This window comes from Candidatus Enterovibrio escicola, from assembly GCF_002464935.1.
Taxonomy (GTDB): Bacteria; Pseudomonadota; Gammaproteobacteria; order Enterobacterales; family Vibrionaceae; genus Enterovibrio; species Enterovibrio escicola.
This window is the reverse complement of the sequence record NZ_NBYY01000009.1, coordinates 341,435-363,351: the sequence shown is the minus strand read 5'-3', so window position 1 is coordinate 363,351 and position 21,917 is coordinate 341,435. Positions and strand designations below refer to the sequence as shown.

Annotated in this window: 13 protein-coding genes and 8 pseudogenes; 8 read left to right on the top strand and 13 right to left on the bottom strand. The window is 39.3% G+C overall.

The window, feature by feature from the left end; all coding sequences use genetic code 11:
* Positions 1 to 61 precede the first annotated feature (61 nt).
* The 4 genes and pseudogenes from BTN49_RS21830 to BTN49_RS18900 all read right to left on the bottom strand — a co-directional run.
* Positions 62 to 521: pseudogene (locus BTN49_RS21830) on the bottom strand (transposase); the annotation flags it as partial.
* Between the two features lie 95 nt (positions 522 to 616).
* Positions 617 to 808, bottom strand: coding sequence for a transposase (locus BTN49_RS20210; RefSeq protein WP_394349188.1), 192 nt, complete (start codon positions 806 to 808; stop codon positions 617 to 619).
* A gap of 1,010 nt (positions 809 to 1,818) precedes the next feature.
* Positions 1,819 to 2,214, bottom strand: coding sequence for a recombinase family protein (locus BTN49_RS03275; protein WP_263363790.1), 396 nt, complete (start codon positions 2,212 to 2,214; stop codon positions 1,819 to 1,821).
* 22 nt (positions 2,215 to 2,236) lie between these two features.
* A pseudogene (locus BTN49_RS18900) lies at positions 2,237 to 2,359 on the bottom strand (recombinase family protein); the annotation flags it as partial.
* A gap of 127 nt (positions 2,360 to 2,486) precedes the next feature.
* On the opposite strand from BTN49_RS18900, the pseudogene BTN49_RS03270 reads away from it, so the two are divergent.
* A pseudogene (locus BTN49_RS03270) lies at positions 2,487 to 5,409 on the top strand (Tn3 family transposase).
* Positions 5,410 to 5,460: 51 nt separating this feature from the next.
* On the opposite strand, the pseudogene BTN49_RS21825 reads toward BTN49_RS03270, so the two are convergent.
* A pseudogene (locus BTN49_RS21825) lies at positions 5,461 to 5,676 on the bottom strand (IS982 family transposase); the annotation flags it as partial.
* A gap of 224 nt (positions 5,677 to 5,900) precedes the next feature.
* Here BTN49_RS21825 and rng point away from each other — a divergent pair.
* Both rng and nadB read left to right on the top strand, forming a co-directional pair.
* On the top strand, positions 5,901 to 7,370 hold the full coding sequence (gene rng / locus BTN49_RS03265; RefSeq protein ID WP_097355981.1) for a ribonuclease G: 1,470 nt from the start codon (positions 5,901 to 5,903) through the stop codon (positions 7,368 to 7,370).
* 387 nt (positions 7,371 to 7,757) lie between these two features.
* The gene (gene nadB, locus BTN49_RS03260) at positions 7,758 to 9,374 is read left to right on the top strand and encodes an L-aspartate oxidase (protein ID WP_097355980.1); all 1,617 of its coding nucleotides are present in this window, start codon (positions 7,758 to 7,760) and stop codon (positions 9,372 to 9,374) included.
* A gap of 136 nt (positions 9,375 to 9,510) precedes the next feature.
* Here the strand turns inward: nadB and BTN49_RS21820 are convergent.
* Positions 9,511 to 10,065 (bottom strand): annotated as a pseudogene (locus BTN49_RS21820) (transposase); the annotation flags it as partial.
* Positions 10,066 to 10,469: 404 nt separating this feature from the next.
* Between BTN49_RS21820 and BTN49_RS03250 the strand changes: the two are divergent.
* A pseudogene (locus BTN49_RS03250) lies at positions 10,470 to 11,351 on the top strand (IS5 family transposase).
* Positions 11,352 to 11,407: 56 nt separating this feature from the next.
* Here the strand turns inward: BTN49_RS03250 and BTN49_RS03245 are convergent.
* On the bottom strand, positions 11,408 to 11,998 hold the full coding sequence (locus BTN49_RS03245) for an anthranilate synthase component II (protein WP_097355978.1): 591 nt from the start codon (positions 11,996 to 11,998) through the stop codon (positions 11,408 to 11,410).
* Between the two features lie 619 nt (positions 11,999 to 12,617).
* Positions 12,618 to 13,835: an aminodeoxychorismate synthase component I gene (gene pabB, locus BTN49_RS03240; RefSeq protein WP_158523592.1), complete on the bottom strand. Its 1,218-nt coding sequence runs from the start codon at positions 13,833 to 13,835 to the stop codon at positions 12,618 to 12,620.
* A gap of 277 nt (positions 13,836 to 14,112) precedes the next feature.
* Between pabB and epmA the strand changes: the two genes are divergently transcribed.
* Complete coding sequence (gene epmA / locus BTN49_RS03235; protein ID WP_097355976.1) at positions 14,113 to 15,084, top strand: elongation factor P--(R)-beta-lysine ligase; 972 nt, start codon at positions 14,113 to 14,115, stop codon at positions 15,082 to 15,084.
* A gap of 185 nt (positions 15,085 to 15,269) precedes the next feature.
* Here the strand turns inward: epmA and BTN49_RS03230 are convergent, their stop codons facing one another.
* Positions 15,270 to 15,647 carry a hypothetical protein gene (locus tag BTN49_RS03230; protein ID WP_146679058.1) on the bottom strand — a complete coding sequence of 126 codons (378 nt, stop codon included), beginning with the start codon at positions 15,645 to 15,647 and terminating at the stop codon, positions 15,270 to 15,272.
* Positions 15,648 to 16,096: 449 nt separating this feature from the next.
* Positions 16,097 to 16,867 carry an enterotoxin A family protein gene (locus BTN49_RS03225; RefSeq protein ID WP_097355974.1) on the bottom strand — a complete coding sequence of 257 codons (771 nt, stop codon included), beginning with the start codon at positions 16,865 to 16,867 and terminating at the stop codon, positions 16,097 to 16,099.
* A gap of 416 nt (positions 16,868 to 17,283) precedes the next feature.
* Between BTN49_RS03225 and BTN49_RS03220 the strand changes: the two are divergent.
* Positions 17,284 to 18,134: pseudogene (locus tag BTN49_RS03220) on the top strand (IS5 family transposase).
* Positions 18,135 to 18,314: 180 nt separating this feature from the next.
* Here the strand turns inward: BTN49_RS03220 and BTN49_RS13775 are convergent.
* Both BTN49_RS13775 and BTN49_RS03215 read right to left on the bottom strand, forming a co-directional pair.
* On the bottom strand, positions 18,315 to 18,461 hold the full coding sequence (locus BTN49_RS13775) for a hypothetical protein (protein WP_158523591.1): 147 nt from the start codon (positions 18,459 to 18,461) through the stop codon (positions 18,315 to 18,317).
* A gap of 219 nt (positions 18,462 to 18,680) precedes the next feature.
* Complete coding sequence (locus tag BTN49_RS03215; protein ID WP_097356065.1) at positions 18,681 to 18,941, bottom strand: FAD assembly factor SdhE; 261 nt, start codon at positions 18,939 to 18,941, stop codon at positions 18,681 to 18,683.
* Between the two features lie 197 nt (positions 18,942 to 19,138).
* Here BTN49_RS03215 and ygfZ point away from each other — a divergent pair, with 197 nt between their 5' ends.
* Positions 19,139 to 20,110, top strand: a complete 972-nt coding sequence (gene ygfZ / locus BTN49_RS03210) for a tRNA-modifying protein YgfZ (protein WP_097355973.1) — start codon at positions 19,139 to 19,141, stop codon at positions 20,108 to 20,110.
* Positions 20,111 to 20,204: 94 nt separating this feature from the next.
* Here ygfZ and BTN49_RS21815 read toward each other — a convergent pair.
* Positions 20,205 to 21,085 (bottom strand): annotated as a pseudogene (locus tag BTN49_RS21815) (IS982 family transposase).
* 462 nt (positions 21,086 to 21,547) lie between these two features.
* Here BTN49_RS21815 and BTN49_RS03200 point away from each other — a divergent pair.
* Positions 21,548 to 21,895 carry an IS66 family transposase gene (locus tag BTN49_RS03200; RefSeq protein WP_146679056.1) on the top strand — a complete coding sequence of 116 codons (348 nt, stop codon included), beginning with the start codon at positions 21,548 to 21,550 and terminating at the stop codon, positions 21,893 to 21,895.
* Positions 21,896 to 21,917: the final 22 nt, after the last annotated feature.

The following is a 21,917-nucleotide window of genomic DNA, read 5'->3' as shown; positions in this document are numbered from 1 at the left end:
ACTTGAGCATTGTTATTAACCTCAGATCTGCCTAAGCGCTTACCTATGCAGATCTGAGGTTAATAAGGTGTAATTTGAAGCCGTAGAACCACCCCATTGTTCCTTTTCCTCGCTTAGAGGTACCTTTAAAAACCTGATGTCTGAGAATGCGTAGGTTGTGATAAACCTGTGGCTTAGACGAAGCAACGAGGGCAATCCTTGTCGGCCTCACCTGACGGTGAATGAGGTAAGAGCAAAGTAGATCCAGAAGACTTTACATGAGCTTGAGAATTTGCGTGTAACTGACTAATGTAGGAAATTTGTTGGTGAGGTAGCGACAAACAAAGTGAATGTAATAAATTTTAAATTCTCGATACTCCGATTTATAGAAAACTATCACTAGCGTCATAATTTCGTTAATGGAGAGGCGAGAAGGTTTGTTTCTTTGTTTGACACCGGAAGAAATTAGGTGTTTCCTCCCGTGCAGGGAGGAACGTCTGGCAAAAGTCGTCGACATCGACGAAAACAGCGTTATAAGTTATGCATGGCAAAGTCCTTATGCAGTGGATAGTTTTTTTTAAATAATCAGATCGCGCCTTTGGCATTTAGTTAATTTCTTATGCGCAGCTCAGGTTACTTAACTTTTATGGTCTTCTAACACATTATTAATGCAGGTGGATTTAAGGGATTTCAGTAGGACGTTCATCAACGTGAAAACTGAATGGAGAAAGCCTTTAAATCTACGAAGTGGAAGCTTAAACATACCTTTTACCATAAGTGCCGTTTCAATCACGGTATCTAAAAAATGACTGAAACAAGGTTTGCTAATGCTTAATTATATTGTTTCCAGTTGCTGATCTTGTGCTTGGCTTTTCCCATCATTACCTCCTGTTTAACTCCATGATTATTTGATTCTAGGAATTGTGATTAGTTCAGATATCTGGGCAACAACACCTATGGTATCAGCAGATTAATTGTCGCTTAGGTGATATCAGTTTCCCGTTTTTATGCTACTTTCTTAATCAAATAAGAATGACTTTTACATTCTAATATAGTGACGATAGCACCAGTATTATTTTACCTAAAATTGTACTAATTTTCCAATTATCAAACCGTTCTCGACCATCTGCAAACGAGGGTTGTTCATCAATGAAGACTTTATTTTTAATGGTGGGCACCTTTCTTTGCGACCTTAGCGATCTCGTTTATGTTCCTGCCGTAAGTGATGGTAGAGTTTACCTCTTTGCCGTTTATCGACTGCGACAAAACAATACATTTACTCATGGTTGACGGTGATTCCTGTATTAGCATGTACGTGTGATATTTGCTTTAGATTTTAATCGTTTTCGAGCAACAAATGAACGAAAGATCTCTGATCTGTTTCTATCTTGTCTTTGATTGCTTGCTTACGATTAGTCGTCGATGGATCTTGAGCAATTTTAGGGCAAGAAGCAGCATTATTATTTAAACCTAGGGTTGAAAGTCATAAAAACCTCCCATCGTCGCCTTACCTTGTGTAAATACCCCCTCAACCCCGTACTATTGTGGAATACGAAAATTGTGATAGACCTGTAGTTTGGTTTGAATCAACGAACGTGGTGCCAGTAGATTTGTCTTGGAGGTGTGTCAGATAAAACAGATAGGAAGAAAAGGACTTTGCACTAACTTAATCATTTGTGTATAGCGGACTAAATGGGGTAGACAGGGAATTAGTAAATTATCCTACGTTAAGGATTTAAAAACACAAAATAACACGTACTTTCTCTTCAATCGCCAACCTTAAAACCTAGCTTTTTTAAAAGTTCGGGGATGGTACAGGTAAAATTTATTTGTCTTTTGTTAAAAGACGACTAACTGTAGACGGATGTACTTGAAACAACCTGGCCGCATCAGCGCCTGTTTTTTACCAGACGTAACCAATGAGACTATTTCGTCTTGCTGTTGTTTGGTTAGTTTCGGCCGACGCCCACCAACGCGCCCTTCTTTTCTGGCGGCATCTAGACCATTTTTTGTACGTTCTCGAAGTGTAGCTCGTTTAAATTCAGCAAACGAACCCACTATCTGCATCATCAAACGTCCAGCAGGGGCTGAGGTATCGATTGATTCTGTGAGACTCAAAAAGGTCGCCCCAGCAATTTCTATTTTTTCTAAGATCGTTAGTAAATCTTTTAATGACCGCGATAGTCGGTCTAGTTTCCAAACTACCACCGTATCGACGTGGGCGCAATTGCTCAAGCAGACGGTGTAACTCAGGTCGATCCCAGCGGCCGCCAGAGGCTTGTTTCTCGAAGACCAGTTTGCACCCAGCGCTCAAGAGCGCTGCTACCTGTACTTGGGTGTTTTGATCTTGAGTTGATATTCGTGCGTAACCACATTTCATTGTTGCGATAACCTGTTGCCATTTGTTTTTATTTTGCAATGTCTTTGTGCAACGCGCAAACCTTTATTCTGCCTTGCGTTAATAACCGTTGCACAAACGAACGTTTTTACAATAGAGGAAAGTTTGCATGCCACGCAAACAACCATTGTTAACTCAACTAGAGCGTGAGGAGCTAAAAAGTATTCCGGGCGATGAATCGACGCTAATTCGGTTAACGTCATTCACACAAAAAGAAAAAGATCTCATCGATAAACGACGAGGTGATGCAAACAAACTTGGATTTGCCCTTCAGCTTTGTTATCTCGATTACACTAGTGCAGTAATCGAAGTTGGTGTAATGCCTAACGCAAATTTAGTTACGATGGTGGCCAAGAATCTTAAGATCGATGTGAGTAAGTGGCACGATTACAGTGAACGACCAACGACTCGATGGGAGCACTTTAAGGAATTATATGAATTTTTCGATTTAACTCCATTTACAACAGTTCTCCGAGAAAGAGTGACTGAATACTTAACAGAGCTAGCAACTCGAACTGATAAAGGCATAGAACTGGCTAGAGCCATGGTTATTTGGCTTCGCCATGAGGGAGTTTTAGTTCCCTCGATTTCGGTCATTGAGCGTGTTTGTATTAAATCATTAACTGCAGGACGCAAGCGGGTTTATTCGACACTTACAAATGCACTGACTAAAAATCAAAAAACAGCATTAAACAGTTTATTAGATTATCATGATAAAACTCATACTTCGACACTAGTATGGCTGCGCCAACCTCCATTGAAGGCAAATACAAAACATATCTTATTACACATAGAACGACTTTCCGTCGTTGAAGGTCTTGATTTGCCTGATGGCTTAGGCCGACTTATACATCAAAATCGATTGTTAAAAATCTCCCGTGAGGGAGGGAAGATGACGACTAAGGATTTATCAAAATTCGAATCGAACAGACTCTATGCCACGTTAGCTGCAATTGCAGTTGAAGCTCGCGCAACCCTGATAGATCAGATAGTAGATTTACATGATCGCTTTATTAACCAGATTTTCAATAAAGCAAAACGAACGCAAACAAAGAAGCTACAGCAGTCGTCAAAAGATATTCATCACCAGCTCAATCAGTTCCAGAAAAGAGGGCAAGCGCTGATCACGGCTAAACGGGAAGGGATGAACCCATTTGATGCAATAGAAAATGTAATGCCCTGGAGCCAGTTTGAAAATAGCCTTGGCAAGGCCACACAACTTACTACTAGCAACAACTATGATGTTTTGCACTTTGTAGCTGACGGCTATCGAACATTACGGCGCTATACACCGGCCATGTTGAATATTCTCAATTTAAAGGCGGCACCATCAGCCTCTGATTTGCTACAAGCAATAAAAACAATACAGCAGATGAATAATGAAAACACACGTAGTGTGCCGAGCAATACCCCGTTAAAATTTATTCCTAAACGCTGGAAACCGGTGGTATCAACCAACGGTCTTATCGACAGACACTACTATGAAATATGTGCGTTAACTCAATTGAAAGCCGCATTACAATCAGGGGATATTTACATTACCAGTTCGCGTCAATTCAAGGACTTTTATGATTATATGATGCTTCTAGCAGAATATCGTAATCTGGAAAAGAACCGCTCCTTACCTGTTAGTATTGATCCTCGATGCGAGAGCTATCTTGAGGAGCGATTATTAACACTCAACAAAAACTTAGGAACTATCAATGACTTAGCTTCTAAGGGCGAATTACCGGATGCCTCAATCTCTGAAAGTGGTTTGCGGGTCTCATCACTCAAACGCCTTGTTCCGTATGAGACCGAACTTCTAGCTTCAAAGGTTGTAGGGCTTTTTCCACACATTAAAATCACTGACTTGTTGGCAGAGATTGACCAGTGGACAGGCTTTACGAAGCAGTTTAACCACTTAAAAACAGGCAAAGAAGCGCCCGACAGAACATAGCTACTGACTACGGTTTTGGCAGATGCTATTAACTTAGGTTTAAGCAAAAAGTCTGAGGCCTGCCCTTGCACCACTTATTCTAAGCTAGCTTGGCTTCAAGCCTGGTATGTCAGAGATGAAACGTACTCGGGGGCGTTAGCTGAGATAGTTAATTTTCAGTCACGTCACTCATATTCTGACGTTTGGGGGGATGGCACCACATCGTTATCTGACGGCCAAAATTTTAAGGTTGGTGCTCGTGGTAGTTACGGTGGACGGGTTAATCTTAAATATGGTCAAAAAGCAGGTTCACAGATTTATACTCATATATCTGACCAATACGCTCCTTACTATGTTCAAAATATTAGCACTGCAATACGTAATTCTACCCACGTGTTAGACGGGCTTCTCTATCATGAGTCTGAACTCAGACATAGAGGAATACTATACCGATACGGCTGGGTTTACTGATCATGTGTTTGCGCTAACCCATTTACTTGGCTTTCGCTTTGCCCCAAGGATAAGAGATCTAAATGATAAGCAGCTATTTGTTTCAGCCTCGATTTTAAAGGATCTTCCAGCATTGTCTTCAATGATAGGTCAGAAACTCAACATTAAACTCATCGAAGACTATTGGGATGACATATTAAGGCTTGCCTCATCAATTAGACAGGGATCTGTGAGCGCGTCTCTAATCTTGCGCAAGCTAGGAAGTTACCCGAGGCAAAACGGTCTAGCACTCGCGCTAAGGGAGTTTGGGCGGCTTGAGCGTACGTTATTCATGCTGGAGTGGATTCAAAGTCCGGAGCTCAGACGACGAGTCCAAGTGGGTTTAAACAAAGGTGAAGCTCGTAATGCGCTTGCACGTGCCGTTTTTTTTAACCAACTGGGTGAAATTAGAGACCGTAGTTTTGAGCAACAGCGCTACAGCGCCAGCGGCTTAAATCTAGTCACAGCGGCAATTGTTCTTTGGAATATAATCTACTTGGAAAAAGCAGTAGGAACCCTTAGAAGACAAGGTATAGAGGTTGATGACAAGCTTCATCAGCATATATCGCCCTTGGGTTGGGAGCACATTGCATTAACTGGAGAGTACCGTTGGCCAAGCCCTTAGCGTAGGATAATTTACTAATTCCCTGTCTACCCCTAAATCAGGATATCATATTGTTAGGTGACGGCAGAAAAGTTGCACATAATACGTTTTAAAGTCACGACAATCCAGATTGATGGAAATAGGTAATAATCGTAATGACCTCACTGATTGAAAGCTGAGAAGGTTTATTTCTTATTTTGGCACCTGAAATCCGATGTTTTTCTAAGCAAAAGGGAAAGCCTGACAGAAATCGTCGACATCAGTGCAAACAGCGTCTAAATTATTCATGCTCAAGTCCTTGTATGACTGATTATTGGATTTAACAGATCAAATCGTGACTTTGGCATTTAGTTTTTTTCTATTTGTAGCTCGTGTTGACTAGGCTACTCATGGGTTAATAGGTCGTTTCGTGATATGTGATAGATGGCAGCTATCATGTGCTAATTGTCCTAGTGTTATTTGAATACAGATGCGCTGTTAACCTAATTTAAAGAATTACGTGGTGAAAATATATGGGTGCAGAATTATTGATCAATGTAACTCCGACGGAAACACGTGTTGCAATGATTGAAGGTAGCAGTCTTCAGGAAATTCATATTGAACGAGAAGCAAAGCTTGGCATCGTTGGAAATATATACAAGGGAAAAGTTAGTCGCGTGTTACCTGGTATGCAGGCTGCGTTTGTCGACATTGGCTTTGATAAATCCGCTTTCCTGCATGCCTCCGACATTATTCCACGCACTGAGTGCGTGTCAGAAAACGAAAAACAGCAGTTCCAAGTAAGAAATATCTCAGAGCTTGTTAGACAAGGTCAGGATATTGTGGTGCAAGTGGTTAAAGATCATCTTGGAACAAAAGGGGCTCGTTTAACGACAAACATTACCTTATCGTCTCGTTATTTAGTTTTGATGCCAAGGATATCCCACGTAGGTGTGTCACAACGTATCGAAAATGACGCCGAACGTGCGCGGTTGAAGTATATTGTATCTGAATACTGTGATGACTTGGGTGGCTTTATTATCCGTACGGCGGCAGAGGGTGCGTCTGCTTCAGAAATGGCGCATGATGCTGCTTTTTTAAAATGCTTATGGAATAAAGTTCTAGAACGATGCAGTAAGTGTTTGTCTACATCAATGCTGTACAGTGAGTTGGGGCTTGCCCAGCGAATTTTGCGTGATTTTCTCTACTCTGAAATAGAGATTATTCGAGTTGATTCACGTAGCACCTTAAATGTTCTGAGAGAATTCAGTGAAGAATTTGCACCTGAGCTCAATCATAAACTGGAACTCTATATTGGAGATAAACCACTCTTCGACATGTATGATGCTGAAAATGAAATTCAACGTTCATTGGATCGTAAGGTGGAAATGAAGTCCGGTGGCTATCTCATCATCGACCAAACAGAAGCTATGATAACCATTGATATCAATACGGGTGCGTTTGTGGGACGTCGTAATCTCGAAGAGACAATCTTCAATACTAATATTGAGGCAACGGGTGCAATTGCCCGTCAACTTCGCTTACGGAACTTGGGAGGAATTATTGTCATTGATTTCATCGATATGAATATCGATGAACATCGTCAACGTGTGCTGCAAGCTTTGAAACAAGCGTTATTGAAAGACCGAGTAAAAACAAGCATCAATGGTTTTACTCAGCTTGGTTTGGTTGAAATGACACGTAAACGTACACGGGAAAGCATCGAACACGTCCTCTGTAAACAGTGTCCTACGTGTGTCGGTCGTGGCACAGTGAAAACTGTGGAGACGGTATGTTATGAAGTTTTACGTGAAATTACGCGCGTTAAGCACACGAATGATGCAGATAAATTTGTGATTTATGCCTCATCCGAAGTTGGTGAAGCTCTCAAAGGTGAAAAATCACATGTAGTTGCAGAACTTGAAGTTTTTATTGGTAAACAAGTGAAAGTCTATGTTAAACAACAATATACCCACGAGCAATTTGATGTTGTCATGATGTAATGATAAATCGCTGTAACCGTATAAGGATAAGCTTCACCTAATGTGTAGCCCTGTTTGATAAATTGGTCTTCATCGTTCTTATTATGTACGCGCCATTGTCACTGTGGCAATTAGGGTATTATTTCCAAATCTTGATACGGATAATGCCCCCTTGGGGAAACAACGCCATTGAGCATTATACTCTATAATCATCTACTCAATGATATGCGCTAACGTTAGTGTACAGAAAGTATTCATTTCATCATATACAGTATTATCTAAATATTCTCCAACATTCAAGATTAGTGTAAACTCTCTTTAGTTGGTCTGAGAAAAGCACGCTGTCTCGAAGGAAGCGATTATAAATCGTGGAAATCATTTAGCTCGCGTTGAAGGAATACATAGTTAATGAGCAATCAACGAGAAAAAATTTGTGACGTACTGATTATAGGCAGCGGTGCTGCGGGACTTTCTTTAGCACTGCATCTCGCACCTAGCCAGAAAGTGCTGGTTTTGAGTAAAGGACTTAGCAGTGAAGGGGCTACCTCCTACGCGCAGGGCGGGATTGCTGCGGTATTTGACGAAAGTGACTCGACAGAATCACACGCGCAAGACACGAGAATGGCAGGTGACGGGATTTGCGATGAAAATGTGGTTAATTTTATTGCCGAAAATGCTAAAGAGTGTGTGCAATGGTTAATTGATGGAGGTGTGCCTTTTGATCGAGAAGACAATGATAACGATAACCTCCCTAAATACCACCTAACTCGTGAAGGCGGTCATAGTCATCGTCGCATTCTGCATACTGCAGATGCAACAGGCATGGCGGTACAAACATCCTTGCAGGAAAACATTCTTCAGTACCCAAATATCTCCGTACTGGAACGTCATAACGCGCTCGACCTTATCACACGTAAGAAGATTGGTATTATGGGCTCGAACCGCGTTTTAGGTGCCTATGTGTGGAATCGAGATCGTGAACTCGTAGAAACTGTGCGTGCTAAATTCGTTGTGCTGGCGACTGGTGGCGCCTCCAAGGTATACCAATACACCTCTAATCCTGATGTCTCTTCAGGAGACGGTATTGCCATGGCATGGCGTGCAGGTTGTAGAGTTGCCAATCTTGAATTCAACCAGTTCCATCCTACTTGCCTATTCCACCCAGAAGCACGCAACTTCCTTCTTACAGAAGCATTACGTGGTGAAGGTGCCTACCTAAGACGCCCTGATGGCACACGCTTTATGCCTGACTTTGATAAGCGTTGTGAGTTAGCACCTCGTGATGTGGTTGCCCGCACGATTGATTATGAAATGAAACGTTTAGGTGCCGACTGTATGTACCTCGACATCAGTCACAAGGATTCCATGTTCATTACAAAGCATTTTCCAACAATTTACGGAAAATTAAGAACATATGGTTTTGATCTAACCAAAGATGTTATTCCAATTGTTCCTGCCGCGCACTACACTTGTGGTGGTGTCATGGTCGATAAAAATGGAAAAACAGATTTGAATGGGCTATATGCTATCGGTGAAGTCAGTTACACCGGACTTCACGGTTCAAACCGTATGGCTTCCAACTCGCTGTTAGAATGTGTTGTTTATGCTTGGGCCGCAGCTATGCATATTGGTGCTAACGCCGCAACTGCTGAAATCCCAACAGAACTCCCGCATTGGGATGACAGCCTAGTATCTTGTTCCGATGAAGAAGTGGTGATTCAACACAACTGGCATGAACTGCGTTTGTTCATGTGGGACTATGTCGGTATTGTCCGATCTACAAAACGTCTTGAGCGTGCTTTGCATCGTATTGAACTCCTAAAACAAGAAACTAATGAGTACTACAGCAATTTTAGAGTATCTAACAATTTATTAGAATTACGTAATTTACTTCAGGTGGCCGAACTTATGGTGCGGTGCGCGATGGCCCGTAAGGAAAGCCGAGGTCTACATTACAATATAGATTATCCTGACAAACAGGAAAATAGTGGCCCAACCATTTTGGTTCCTGACTTCCTTGTCTAATTCGTTATCTAGGCTTACCTATTTTCCATAGGGAAGTCTAGATCATCTGCATGCGTATTCACTGTTTGGTTACTGAAAAAAAGCCTGCAAGTTCCCGCTCCAATGGACCAGAGATATAATCTTTATCTCCGTATCAACACCCCCAAAGCTCGTCAACCATTTCTGATACAGGCTTTCTATCATCCACGTTAGCCGTCATAACTTTAACTGAGATAATGCTTAGTTATTGATAATAAGGTGTAATTTGAAGCTGTAGAAACACCTTATCGTTCCTTTTCCTCGCTTCTTGGTACCTTAAAAACATGATGTCTGAGAATGCGTAGGTTGTGACAAACCTGTAGCTTGGAAGAATCAACGAAGGTAATCTCGGTCGGCTTTGCCTGACGGTGAGTGAGGTAAGAACAAAGCGGAACCAGAACACCTTGTATGAGATTAAGCATCCTCGTTTAGCTAACTAATTTAGGGGATTCGTTGGTGAGGTAGCGACAAATAAAGTGGATGTAATAGCTTTTGAAGTATCGATACCCAGATTGATAGAAAGCTATCACTATGGTCATCACTTCGCTAACTGAGAGGTAAGAAAGCTTGTTTTTTGTTTGATACCAGAAGAAATTAGGTGTTTTTCCCATGCAGGTAGGAAAGTCTAGCAGAAGTCGTCGATATCAACGAAAATAGCGTCTAAGTTATTCATGCTGAAGTCCTTATGCAGGCAATAGTTTTTTAAACGATTAAATCTCGACTTGGGTATTTAGTTCATTTCTTATGCATAGATCAGGTTATTTAAGGTCATGTGTTTTACGGTCAATCAAGTTTTCTATGGCATTCTCGCAATAAATCTGGAAAGCATCTTCTTGCATACTAAGATCCAAGATATAGTGCATGGATTCTATCCTAGAATGTTCTCTGATTGCGTCAACTACTTGCTTTAATACCAACGTTGCTGAGCTGATGTAATAAGTAATAACGATACTCCAATTTTGACTGACTTCTTTTTAACTGCACGGTAGTTCCCAACTATGACGATTTTTGTTAGCTTTCTCTGAGCCATAAAATCTCCAGTTATCTCCTTGGTAATGAGGTCATGCCAAGCACAAGATCAGCAACTGGAAATAATATAACAAGCATTAGTAAACCGATGCTAAGTTACTTTTTGGATATACGTCACTGCCATTAAGGCATGGCAATGTCTAAAGCATCACGGTCATCACGGACGTGGGTTTATATTTTCGGATACCTTGATTAAGATTGTACTGATGGTTAAAGGTATTTTTAAGCTCCCCCTTCGTGGATGAGAATACTTTCTCAATGCGGTTTTTACGTTGATGAATGTTCCGCTGGAATCCCTTACATACACTTACATTAGTAAACGTTCGAAGACCGTAGAAGTTAAGTACCGTTTGCTGAGTCGAGGAGCTGTCGACCATGTCGTTATTGATGATACAGGCTTAAAAATATATGACTAAGATGAATGGGAAATGCGTAAATATGGTAAGGAGAAGTGAAATATCTGACGCAAACTTCATCTTGCGTTGATTTGTCTACTCATGCGGTTATTCTTGCAGAAGTTAGCCCAGTTTCTGTGGGTGACAGTGCTGTTTTATCTACATTGCTTAACCCATTACGATGTAAGATACAGCAAGTAAGTGCTGATGGAGCTTCTTACACAAAAACATGTCACCACGTACTAAAAACAAAGAAATAACACCCAGTATTCCACCTCGAAGCAACTCGGGGTACTGGGAGGAAGGGCATCCTAAAAATGAAGCGCTAAAGGCGTTGAAAGATAATAAACGAGTGGAGTGGAAAAAGGACAGGGATTATCACAAAAGCTCATTAGCAGAGACAGCAATATTTTGCTATAAACAGTTGCTCAGCCCTCAACTCACCCTTCGTAATTAGAATGCTCAAGTTGGTGAATCGTTGGTAAATATGAAAGCGATGGACAGAGTTATAAAACTCGGTATGCCTGTTCGCTAGCAAATAAATTAAGACTGTAAAAATAGTTGGATCAGTGTATTATAAGCTTAATTTAATCAGCAACGCCCATATTTTCTATAAAGAAATGTTTTTATAATTTTCAGTCCAAATTCAGTAAAAATAGACTCTGGATGAAATTGAACACCTTCTATATCATATCTTGCATGCCTCAAACCCATTATTTCAAACCCATAATCGTCACTTTCACACCATGCCGTTATTTCCAGATCTTTTGGTAAAGATTCTCTTTCCACTATTAATGAATGATATCTATTGACTTTAAATGGACATGGAACTCCCTTAAAAACTCCCTTATTGTTGTGTTTAATTTCGGATACTTTACCGTGCATAACACGTCTTGATAGAACTACTTTTCCTCCAAATGCTTCAGCTATAACTTGATGACCAAGACATACACCTAAGATTGGAATCTTTCCTCTTAAATGAGATATAAGACCAAGAGAAACCCCCGACTCCTTTGGAGTGCATGGTCCTGGTGATATAATAAGTTTGCTAGGTGGAATATCCATTATTTCTTGAATAGTCATTTCATCATTTTTAATAACTAAAGGTTTCCCACCTAGTATTTGTAGATATTGGACAATGTTATAAGTGAATGAATCATAATTATCAATCAAGCAAAGCATTTTAGTTCTCCATGTCTTTACACGAACTTATATCTACTATACCTATAGCTGGATTAGTAAGATACATTTTATCAGCATCAAATAACTCCTTAACACTAATCTCTTTTTCAAAAATAAAATTATTAGATATTAAGTCCTATCTATAAATACCATTTAAATTCCCAGACGAGCAAGGTAGTGTGAATAGATATCTATCTTTCTTGATAGAAACATTATGACGACTTGCTTCCACAACTGTACCAATTTCATTCAAAAGATAACGTCATATAATCCATTGTTAATAGATATTTATATTCATATTCATATAGTTTTCTCATCGACGTTTTATGGTACTAATAAACAGAACTATAGTTAATATTTACATTATTTATATATACGTCATTATATCCAATGAATTAAATAATAGGTTAATGAGTTATTTTTGATTTGTCGTCCTAGTATATATTTACGTAAGTATTCATGAATACTTTCTTTTAAATTTAGTGTTATATCAGTAAGCTTATTAAATATGACATTGTCATTATAAATGAAATTTAAAATCATAGTTGATCTACCTAACCTATTTAAGTGATGTCCTGGATTATAAAAAACTCTTTCAATAACATTAAACTTAATGTGTTTATATTAAATAAAATTTATCATTTCTTTCAGTTAAAAACTTTGCCTTTAGTAAGCATTCATCGAATTCTTTTTCAGCGTGACTATCAGATGTTATTCCACTCCCTATACCCATTTCACATTTCCCATTTAGTGTTCTGATTGTCCTAATTGGAACATTAAAGCAGAAATTGTTATTTGGTATTATGAATCCTATTGCTCCAGTATAGACTCCGCGATCTTCGGATTCTAACTCGTTTATGATCTCCATCGTTCTTAACTTTGGAGCTCCGGTAATTGATCCACATGGAAAAATTCCCTTCATCACATTGAGGAATGAGATATTTTCATCAATTTTTCCTCTAACTGTAGATACCATTTGATGAACAGTTTCGAATGATTGAATTTCAAATACATTTTCAACTTTAATGCTTCCTGAATCACATATCCTACCTAAATCATTCCTGATCAAATCTACAATTATTATATTTTCAGATATTGTTTTAGGGTCGTTCCTCATGAAGTGAATTATCCTATTATCTTCCTCAACACTATCACCTCTTCTAGCTGTACCTTTCATGGGTTTTGATTTGATTGATTTTGCATATTTCTCGATAAACAATTCTGGAGAAATAGACAGTATTTTCTCTTTCTTAAAGTTTAAGAAGGCTCCATAATTAACACTTTGCCTATTTCGTAAGCTAGCATACAATGCTAAAGGAGATCCTTCTAAGTCGAACTTATATTTTAAAGTGTAGTTAACTTGGTACGTATCACCAGACGTTATATATTCGATTATTTTATTTATTGAGTTATTGTATTTATCTTTACTCTCGTTAAGAGTAAGATTATGTATGGATAATCTTTGATTATCCTTTTTTAGAGAATCTATTAGTAATCTATTCAAGTTACTTTTAGATAACTTAACCATCTCAGTGAATGCGTAAAAATTTACTAGTGGTTGTGAGCTTCCTTTCTTACTTGTAGAGATTCTTTTATCAACAAAAGAATATCCGGCCTCATAAGAAATATACCCACCCAGATAAAGTCCATTGTTCTTTAGTTCATCTATTTTTGTTATTGCTTTTAACACTTCATCTTCATTAAATGCAATTATATGTTCAGATGGAGAATGTAAAATTATGTTTTTAGATTTTATTTCACAGGACTTATTATCATCAAAAATTGCATAAACTGAATTGTCTTCTGATATAATCTGTATTAGGTCACTAGAACTCATTTTCATTAAAATCCTATTTATTTGCTTAAAAATATATTTTTCCGAATTAAAGTCTTAGGTGCGGTGTTGTTGATTAAGTAAAGCCTATAATGCACTGATCCCATTCTTTTTTACAGTTTCAATTTGTTTGCTGGCGAGCAAGTATACAAATTAAGACTGTAAAAAAGAATGGGATCAGTGCATTATAGGCTTTACTTAATCAACAACACTCGTGTAGATTCCTAATCTAAAGTCTCCAGAGACATAATAATTCTCATTATGATAACCGTGATTTTTTATGACAAACCAATGGCGTCCAACCTCAAATATTGATACCTTAAAAACACGAGCACTCTTGATTCGGAAGATCCGGCAGTTTTTTTTAGAGCGTGATGTACTGGAAGTAGACACCCCAGCTATGAGTCATGCTGCCGTAACCGATATCCATCTGCACACGTTCTGCACAGAGTTTGTGGGGCAGGGGCATATACACGGTATTCCCTTGTACATGATTACGAGCCCTGAGTTCCACATGAAACGTCTACTTGCAGCAGGAAGTGGTGCTATCTATCAAATTTGCAAATCATTCAGAAATGAAGAAGTAGGACGTTACCACAACCCAGAATTTATGATCCTCGAATGGTATAGACCGAGTTTTGACCATCATGCCTTAATGACTGAAATAGATTCATTATTGCACACAATACTGGGTACCTCTACCGCAGATCGCATGACCTATCAAGGGATATTTAAGCGAATATTAGGAGTGTGTCCACTTGAAGCTTCAATAACTGACCTTAAAAGGGTAGCCACAACTCTTGGAGTGTTGGATATTGCAGACAACGAGGAAGATCGAGACACCTTGATACAACTGCTATTTAACGAGGGAGTGGAAGCAAAGATTGGCAGATCTGTACCTGCGTTTGTTTATGACTTCCCCGTATCACAAGCAGCGTCGGCAAGAGTTTGTGAAGGAGATTCTCGCGTTGCCGCTCGGTTTGAAGTGTATTACCAAGGTGTTGAACTGGCAAACGGTTTCTATGAACTGGATAACGCAAATGAACAATTGGCTCGCTTCGAAAAAGATAACAAAAGACGTGTGGATATTGGTCGCAATATTCAACCTATCGATCATCATTTGATTGATGCAATTCACTTCGGCCTATCCGACTGTGCCGGTGTGGCATTAGGTATCGATCGACTCATTATGCTTGCATTGGGTAAAACCCATATTAATGAGGTGATAGCGTTTCCTATTGAACGTGCTTGAGTCTACATAAACTATCAGCGTTCACCAGAGGTGGCTTGACTCGGTTTTTATGAGATTAAACATATCGGAATAGGATTGCTTACGTATTACCGATGATACTACATCGCTAATGACATCCAATGCAGACAGCCCACGTTTCTCACAGGTCTTCACCACGGATAGAATACGTGAATGGATCTCTAAGTCTATTTGTGCCAAGTTTCGATAGCAACAACCGTTTTAGGCCAAGGACCTGCAATCACACTTAATTTTACGTTGGTGTTTGAAAGATATGCCAACTTTGCAACTGAAAACATATTTTGCCCCTTATAATCATTACATAGCCATATACCGTAAACGGGAACAGTAGTATGGGCCCATTTATAACCTACAAGACACTTATTTTGGTCAGTAGCTTTCACTGAGGTTATTGTGACATTCATTTCATCAAAAGAACGATCCGATTTATCTTGGATAGTTCCATCCTCTCCCATAGCTTGGGAGTAAGATGATAATAACAAGAAAAATGTACAATAAATAAATCTTAGCATAACAGGACTAACCTTAATTATATAATCAACCAAGCCTTAAAAGCACTTAACTTGGAAAAGAAATACTTATCTAGTTTTGAAGTTATTTCCGTTTAGATAGATCATGAACTCTGGGTTTATCATAAACCTTATCCACTTCCCTATTCTATCTGATAGTCACTATTAATAAAAGTGATAGAAATGGATTTAATAAACAAAGAATTAGAGAACCTTGATCTTTATTTAAATTAATTTCAGCATTAAGTGGTGTTTCTTTATTTACACCATAAAACTTTAACAAAATTATAGGCTTTTTTATTAAATCCATGCTCATCGGTCTGTTCTACTCATAACAATTATATTGTTGTATCTTATGAGTCGTACACTCCTCATTAGAGGTATTGGCATTTGTTCATTAATAACGCCTATTTAAAACGATTTAATAGGAAAGCGATTGGATACTCAAAATCAACAACCATTAGTTAAACAGATTAATTTTCAAATCAAATATCACCAGTGGTGATTAGAGCTATTAATATAGAATACCTGACTATCATATCCTTATAGTTTCTTAAAGATTTCTCAGACAAAGAATTAGTTTCTTCTTTACACGTAAGACTTTTTAAGTCTGATCTACACTGAGCAGGAGCATGATTTCTCCATGGTTCTTCTCTCCATGCCCTATGTCCATCAGGGAATCCAGCCAATCTATATCCATCCTCAGTGGGTGCTATATCCAACGCCCGAAATAGAGTTCGATAATATGCAGGATTACGTGACATTGATACATCAACAACACCAAAACTAACTCTGTACCAGCCAATAATTTGGCTCAACGGAACACCTCCTAGAGCGGAAAACTCATATTCACTTGGGTGGGGAGAATAACGTCCAAGCACACCATTGAGATCGAATATATTGGGTGCGGAAGCAATAACGTATATATAGTATACAGATTGGCCACCAAGCAAATTTTGTCCGAAATTGTGAGCAAGCGTGAGTGTATTTGTAGTGGATATGTATCCATCATTAAACCGTGTATTCCCTGTCAGAACATTTCCTAATGCATGGTTATATAAACTTATATTTTGAGGCGTTCCGTATTCGTATACATTGTCATGACCTCGAGATACTAAACCGTTACTTCTGATTATCTCATTTGGAGTACGACTGTCGGCTCTAAAGTAATCACTCGCTAATGAATTATTAAATGAGAATAATAAAATAATTAAAATCAAAAGGAAACGTATGTAAGAGAGATTATTAATATGCATATATACTCATATTTTATAGTTAATAGACTAAGTCTAATTCAACTAATTAAACACAATATGCTTTCCAATAAAGATACCAAATGGTCTGAGCCCATTTAATAGTTTTCTAGCTTATGTATCCAATAAGTTGGGGGATGCGGCAGCATAACTGACAACTCGGTTATTTTGATGTGCACCAATGCATATGTAAAGATTTCTAGCCGAAGTTATACAGCATGAATAAAAACTCGTTTTGTACGGAGATCACCTTATTGGATACATGACAATCTTCTAGGGCGTTGTTTCCAAAATATCTGAACCAATCTCAGTTCTTACGATCGGATCATCATGTAGTTAAGCGGGAGGTGATGATGGGAAAGGGAAAGGCCAAGCATAAGATAAGCAACTGGAAATAATATAATCTAAGCATTAGTAAAATGAGGTTCAGTCACTTTTTGGATAAACGTAGCTGTCATTAACGCATGGCATTGTCTAAATCATCACGGCTGTGGGTTTATATTTTCGGATACCGAGATTGCAACGGCACTGATGGTAAAAGGTATTTTCAAGCGCCCACTTTGTGGATTAGAAGGTTTTCTTAATTCTGTTTTTATGTTGATGAATGTCCCGCTTCAATCCCTAACATACACCTGCATTAGTAATGCGTTCGAAGACCTTATAAGTTAAGTACAGTTTACCGAGTCAAGGAGCTATCACCCACGTCGTTATTCATGTCACAGGCCTAAAGGTATACGTCGAAGGTTAATAGAAAACACGTAAATACGATAAGGACAAGTGGCGTATCTGGCGAAAACTTCATCTTGCCGTTGATTTGTCTACGCATGGTATTATGGCTGCAGAAGTTAGCCTAGTTTCTGTGGGTGACAATGAGGTTTTACCTATATCGCTTAATCCATTACGATGAAAGATACAATAAATCAGTGCTGATGGAGCCTATGATATACGAGCATGTCACCACGTACTGAAAAACAAAGGAATAACCTCCAGTATTCCACCTCGAAGCAACGTGGGATACTGGGAGAAAATCCATCCTAGAAATTAAGCTCTAAAGGCGTTAAAAGATGACAAACTGGCATAGTGGAAAAAGAACAGGGATTATCACAAACACTCATTAGCAGAAATAGCTATATTTCGCTATAAACAGTTGCTAAGCCCTAAACTTATTCTTCGTGATTACAATGCTCAAGTTGGTGAAATGCTGGCAAATATGAAAGTGATCTACAAGGTTCTAAGACTAGGTATGCCTATTTGCCAGCAAACAAATTAAGACTGTAGAAAAAAATGAGATCAGTGCGTTATAGACCTGATCTAATCAACAACGCCAGTTCAATCTGGTAGACTTTCCGAACTGGCATTAGATCACTGAGAGAACTTTTCGATAAAATCTAGGTAGCTTGGTTGAGTCAACGAACGCGATCCCGTAAGTTTGGCTAGGCGGTGAATAACCTCAGATCTGCATAAGCAAGCGCTTATGCAGATCTGAGGTTAATTCAGGAAATTTGTTGGTGAGGTAGAGGCAAACAAAGTGGATGTAATAGGTTTTGAATTCTCGATACCCAGATTGATGGAAAGCTATCACTATCACTATTAGCATCACTGCGCTAACTAAGAGGTGAGAAGGCTTGTTTTTTTGTTTGACTTCGGAAGAAATTAGGTGTTTTTCCCATGCAGGGATAAAAGTTTGGCAAAAGTCGTCGATATCAACAAAACAGTGTCTAAGTTATTCATGCCCAAGTCCTTATGCAGGCAATAGTTTTTTAAACGATCAGATCGCAACTTTGGCATTTAGTTCATTTCTTATGCGCAGATCACGTCAGCGTAGTTTACTTCGGTTATGTGCGATAATATTTTTTATTATTGCGCCAAGAGCATGTACATCATTTCCGGATCGTCCTATCAACCAAGTAAACAAGTCTGGATCATCACACTCAAGCAACGCAATAAAACTCTGCTGTTCTAACTCGGTCAGATCATCAAAACACTCTTCAAAAAACGGCATGATGATCAGATCTAACTCTAACATACCACGACGACACGTCCACCTAATTTTTGATTTGGCTTCTATGGACAAGATTATTACCTCATACATTTCAATAATAATTAGAATGAATAGTATCAGTACGTTACCTGCCGTGCTATTTACATAGCTAAACGTATTCTTACCTTGTGATCTAAGGACCTCAACTACTGCAATCCTATTTCATGTCTCTTGCTGACTTTTTTTAATCACAGCATTAAGATAATGATCCTAACATTTAAGTGAGAAACACCATGACCAACTGGTACGACATGCATTCTTTTCCCCGACTAGCCCTTTCTTCTGACAGTGAACTGCCACCGCTGTCAGTAATTGCTCTTGATACCATCACCCTTGTTATTGCTAAAGGGGAAGATACCATTGATTACCTTCAAGGACAGTTAACCTGTGATTTGGTATCGATGGATAAAATCAATTCAACCCTTTCAGCTCACTGCGATGCAAAAGGTATGGTATGGTCGACTCTTCGTCTATTTCATCACGAAGGTGGTATTGCCTTCACTCAACCTACATTAATCGCTGAAAGGCAATTAACTGAATTGAAGAAATACGCCATCTTTTCAAAAGTCAGCTTTGAAATTAGTGATCAAGTACTACTTGGCGTAGTTGGTAATAAAGCAGATCAAACGATGTTTTCTCTCTACATGGGTAACGGCAATGTACGTGCTACTCAAACGGGTACTGTAGTACGGATTGAACGAAACCGCTGGCTATTGGCTATAGGAGCATCCGAAGCAGGCCACCTACTGGATAAACTGGAAAAACATGCAATATTGAGTGATGCAGCCTTTTGGGATCTTCTGGAACTACGTGCTGCGATTCCATCGTTAACCGATGTCACCACTAACAAATTCATACCTCAATCGCTTAACTTGCAAATATTGGGTGCTATCAGCTTTAAGAAAGGGTGTTATACTGGACAAGAAATGATTGCACGTGCCAAATATCGCGGCATTAATAAACGCACTACATACTTGCTGCAAGGTGAAGCTAATTTCTCACCAAAAGCAGGTGGAGTAATGGAGCGAAGTGTTCGAGGTAACTGGCGTTCAGGTGGTACTATTTTATCCGGATACAGATTTGACGATGGGCAAGCATTGGCGTTGGTGGTATTGCCAAACAATCTAAATGAGGATACACAGTTTCGACTAGTGGATACTACTGCGATTTGGAACAAGTTACCATTGCCTTATAGCTTAACCTGAGCTACACATAAGAAATGAACTAAATGCCAAAGTCGTGATCTGATCGTTAAAAAACTACTGACTGCATAAGGATTTGAGCATGAATAACTTAACCTCAGATCTGCATAAGTGCTTGCTTATCAAGCCGAGTTATCCTGATGCTCAGCTTCCTTGGTTGAAATGAATGCGTGATGAGCCCCACCAGCAGGTTGACTATAAAACTGATACAACTACGGTGCCGAGACTGTTCGATTCGGGATATGTGTTTTCATTGGTTAAAAACCATTTCAATAATAAATTGTTTCCGGAGCATCAGGAGGTTCCAAAGTCTCATCACTTTTGGTTTCATATTCTTTTTCATACCCATGATTAGTGTCACTCCCTTGTCTGCAAGTTCCCGCTCCAATGGACAAGAGATATGACATTTATCTCCGTATACACACCCTGAAGCTCGTCAGCCGTTTCCTACACAGGCTTTTTATCATCCACGTTAGCCGTGTCACTTTGACTGAAATAATGTACCTTAATCATTGATAATAAAGTGTAATCTGAAATGGTAGAAACACCCCATCGTTCCTTTTCCTCGCTTCGCGGTACCTTTGAAGACCTGATGTCTAAAAATGCGTAGGTTGTGACAAACCTATAGCTTGGACGAATCAACAAAGGCAATCTCTATCGGTCTTGCCTGACGGTGAGTGAGGTAAGAGCAAAGCAAAACCAGAATACCTTGCATGAGCTTAAGCATCTTCGTGTAGCTAACTAATTTAGGAAATTCGTTGGTGAGATAGTACCAAACAAAGTGGATGTAATGGATTTTTAAGTTTTGATACTTCGATTGATGGAACGCTATCACTATCGTCATCACTTCGCTAACTGAGAGGCGAGAAGGCTTGTTTCTTTGTTTGATACCGGAAGGAATTAGGTATTTTTTCATGCAGGAAGGAAGGTCTAGCAGAAATTGTCGGCATCGACGAAAATAGCGTCTAAGTTATTCATGCTCAAGTCCTTATGCAGTCAGTAGTTTTTTAACGATCAGATCGCAACTTTGGCATTTAGTTCATTTCTTATGAGCCGATCAGGTTAGTTAAACCCAAGGACAAGTCAGTAGTACGTTAACGTCGTTGCATCAGGCGTTGCCTTACCATGTAAAAAATCCGCTGTTATTCATATAGATGAAACAACGCACAAATAAAATGTGGACGCGGCTACCCGATGGGTTTTTCTCCTCAGTGGCAGTGATGTGGTATATCAGACTATTCGTTATCGTCATCAATGCGGAAACAGCAAAAGAAATGCTGGATGAATAGTGCCATGCGATAGTAATAACCGATCAATGTGGTAGTTATAACTAGCTAGATCCTATGTGCCACCAGTTCTGTTGGGCACATGTCACCTGCAATTTACAACAAATGGCGGAGCATAGCGGTGGAGGTTTAACGTCTCATATTAGCAAACGTCTTGTTCTGCCATCCGGTATTTCAAATTCAGCACTGCTATGAGCAAGGAGAAATTCCCGATATCGAGTGGCGGCGCCGAATGTTTCGTATTAGTAAAAACCTTTTGGATTGGTTAAGAAAAGGCGAACATATCCTAACATCTTGGTTTGCTGGAAAGTTTGTCTATATCTTGAAGCACGAACAGGGACTCTGGGTTTTCCTTCATCATAAACGTGTACCTTTGACTAATAATGAAGCTGAGCGGTGTATTCGGGGCAGCAGAATCATGCGGAAAATCTGCTTCGGTACCAGCTCTTATCGAGGAGAACAGTTTCGTTCACGCGTTCTGTTCGTGGTAGAAACCATGTAAGAAACATGGGCTGTCTGCATTG

Excerpts from the sequence above, each read along its gene's own strand:
- epmA (WP_097355976.1), top strand. The coding sequence starts at position 14,113 with ATGACAAACCAATGGCGTCCAACCTCAAATATTGATACCTTAAAAACA.
- nadB (WP_097355980.1), top strand. The coding sequence starts at position 7,758 with ATGAGCAATCAACGAGAAAAAATTTGTGACGTACTGATTATAGGCAGC.
- BTN49_RS13775 (WP_158523591.1), bottom strand. The coding sequence starts at position 18,461 with ATGCTAATAGTGATAGTGATAGCTTTCCATCAATCTGGGTATCGAGAA.
- pabB (WP_158523592.1), bottom strand. The coding sequence starts at position 13,835 with ATGAGTTCTAGTGACCTAATACAGATTATATCAGAAGACAATTCAGTT.
- BTN49_RS03245 (WP_097355978.1), bottom strand. The coding sequence starts at position 11,998 with ATGCTTTGCTTGATTGATAATTATGATTCATTCACTTATAACATTGTC.
- ygfZ (WP_097355973.1), top strand. The coding sequence starts at position 19,139 with ATGACCAACTGGTACGACATGCATTCTTTTCCCCGACTAGCCCTTTCT.
- BTN49_RS03225 (WP_097355974.1), bottom strand. The coding sequence starts at position 16,867 with ATGCATATTAATAATCTCTCTTACATACGTTTCCTTTTGATTTTAATT.
- rng (WP_097355981.1), top strand. The coding sequence starts at position 5,901 with ATGGGTGCAGAATTATTGATCAATGTAACTCCGACGGAAACACGTGTT.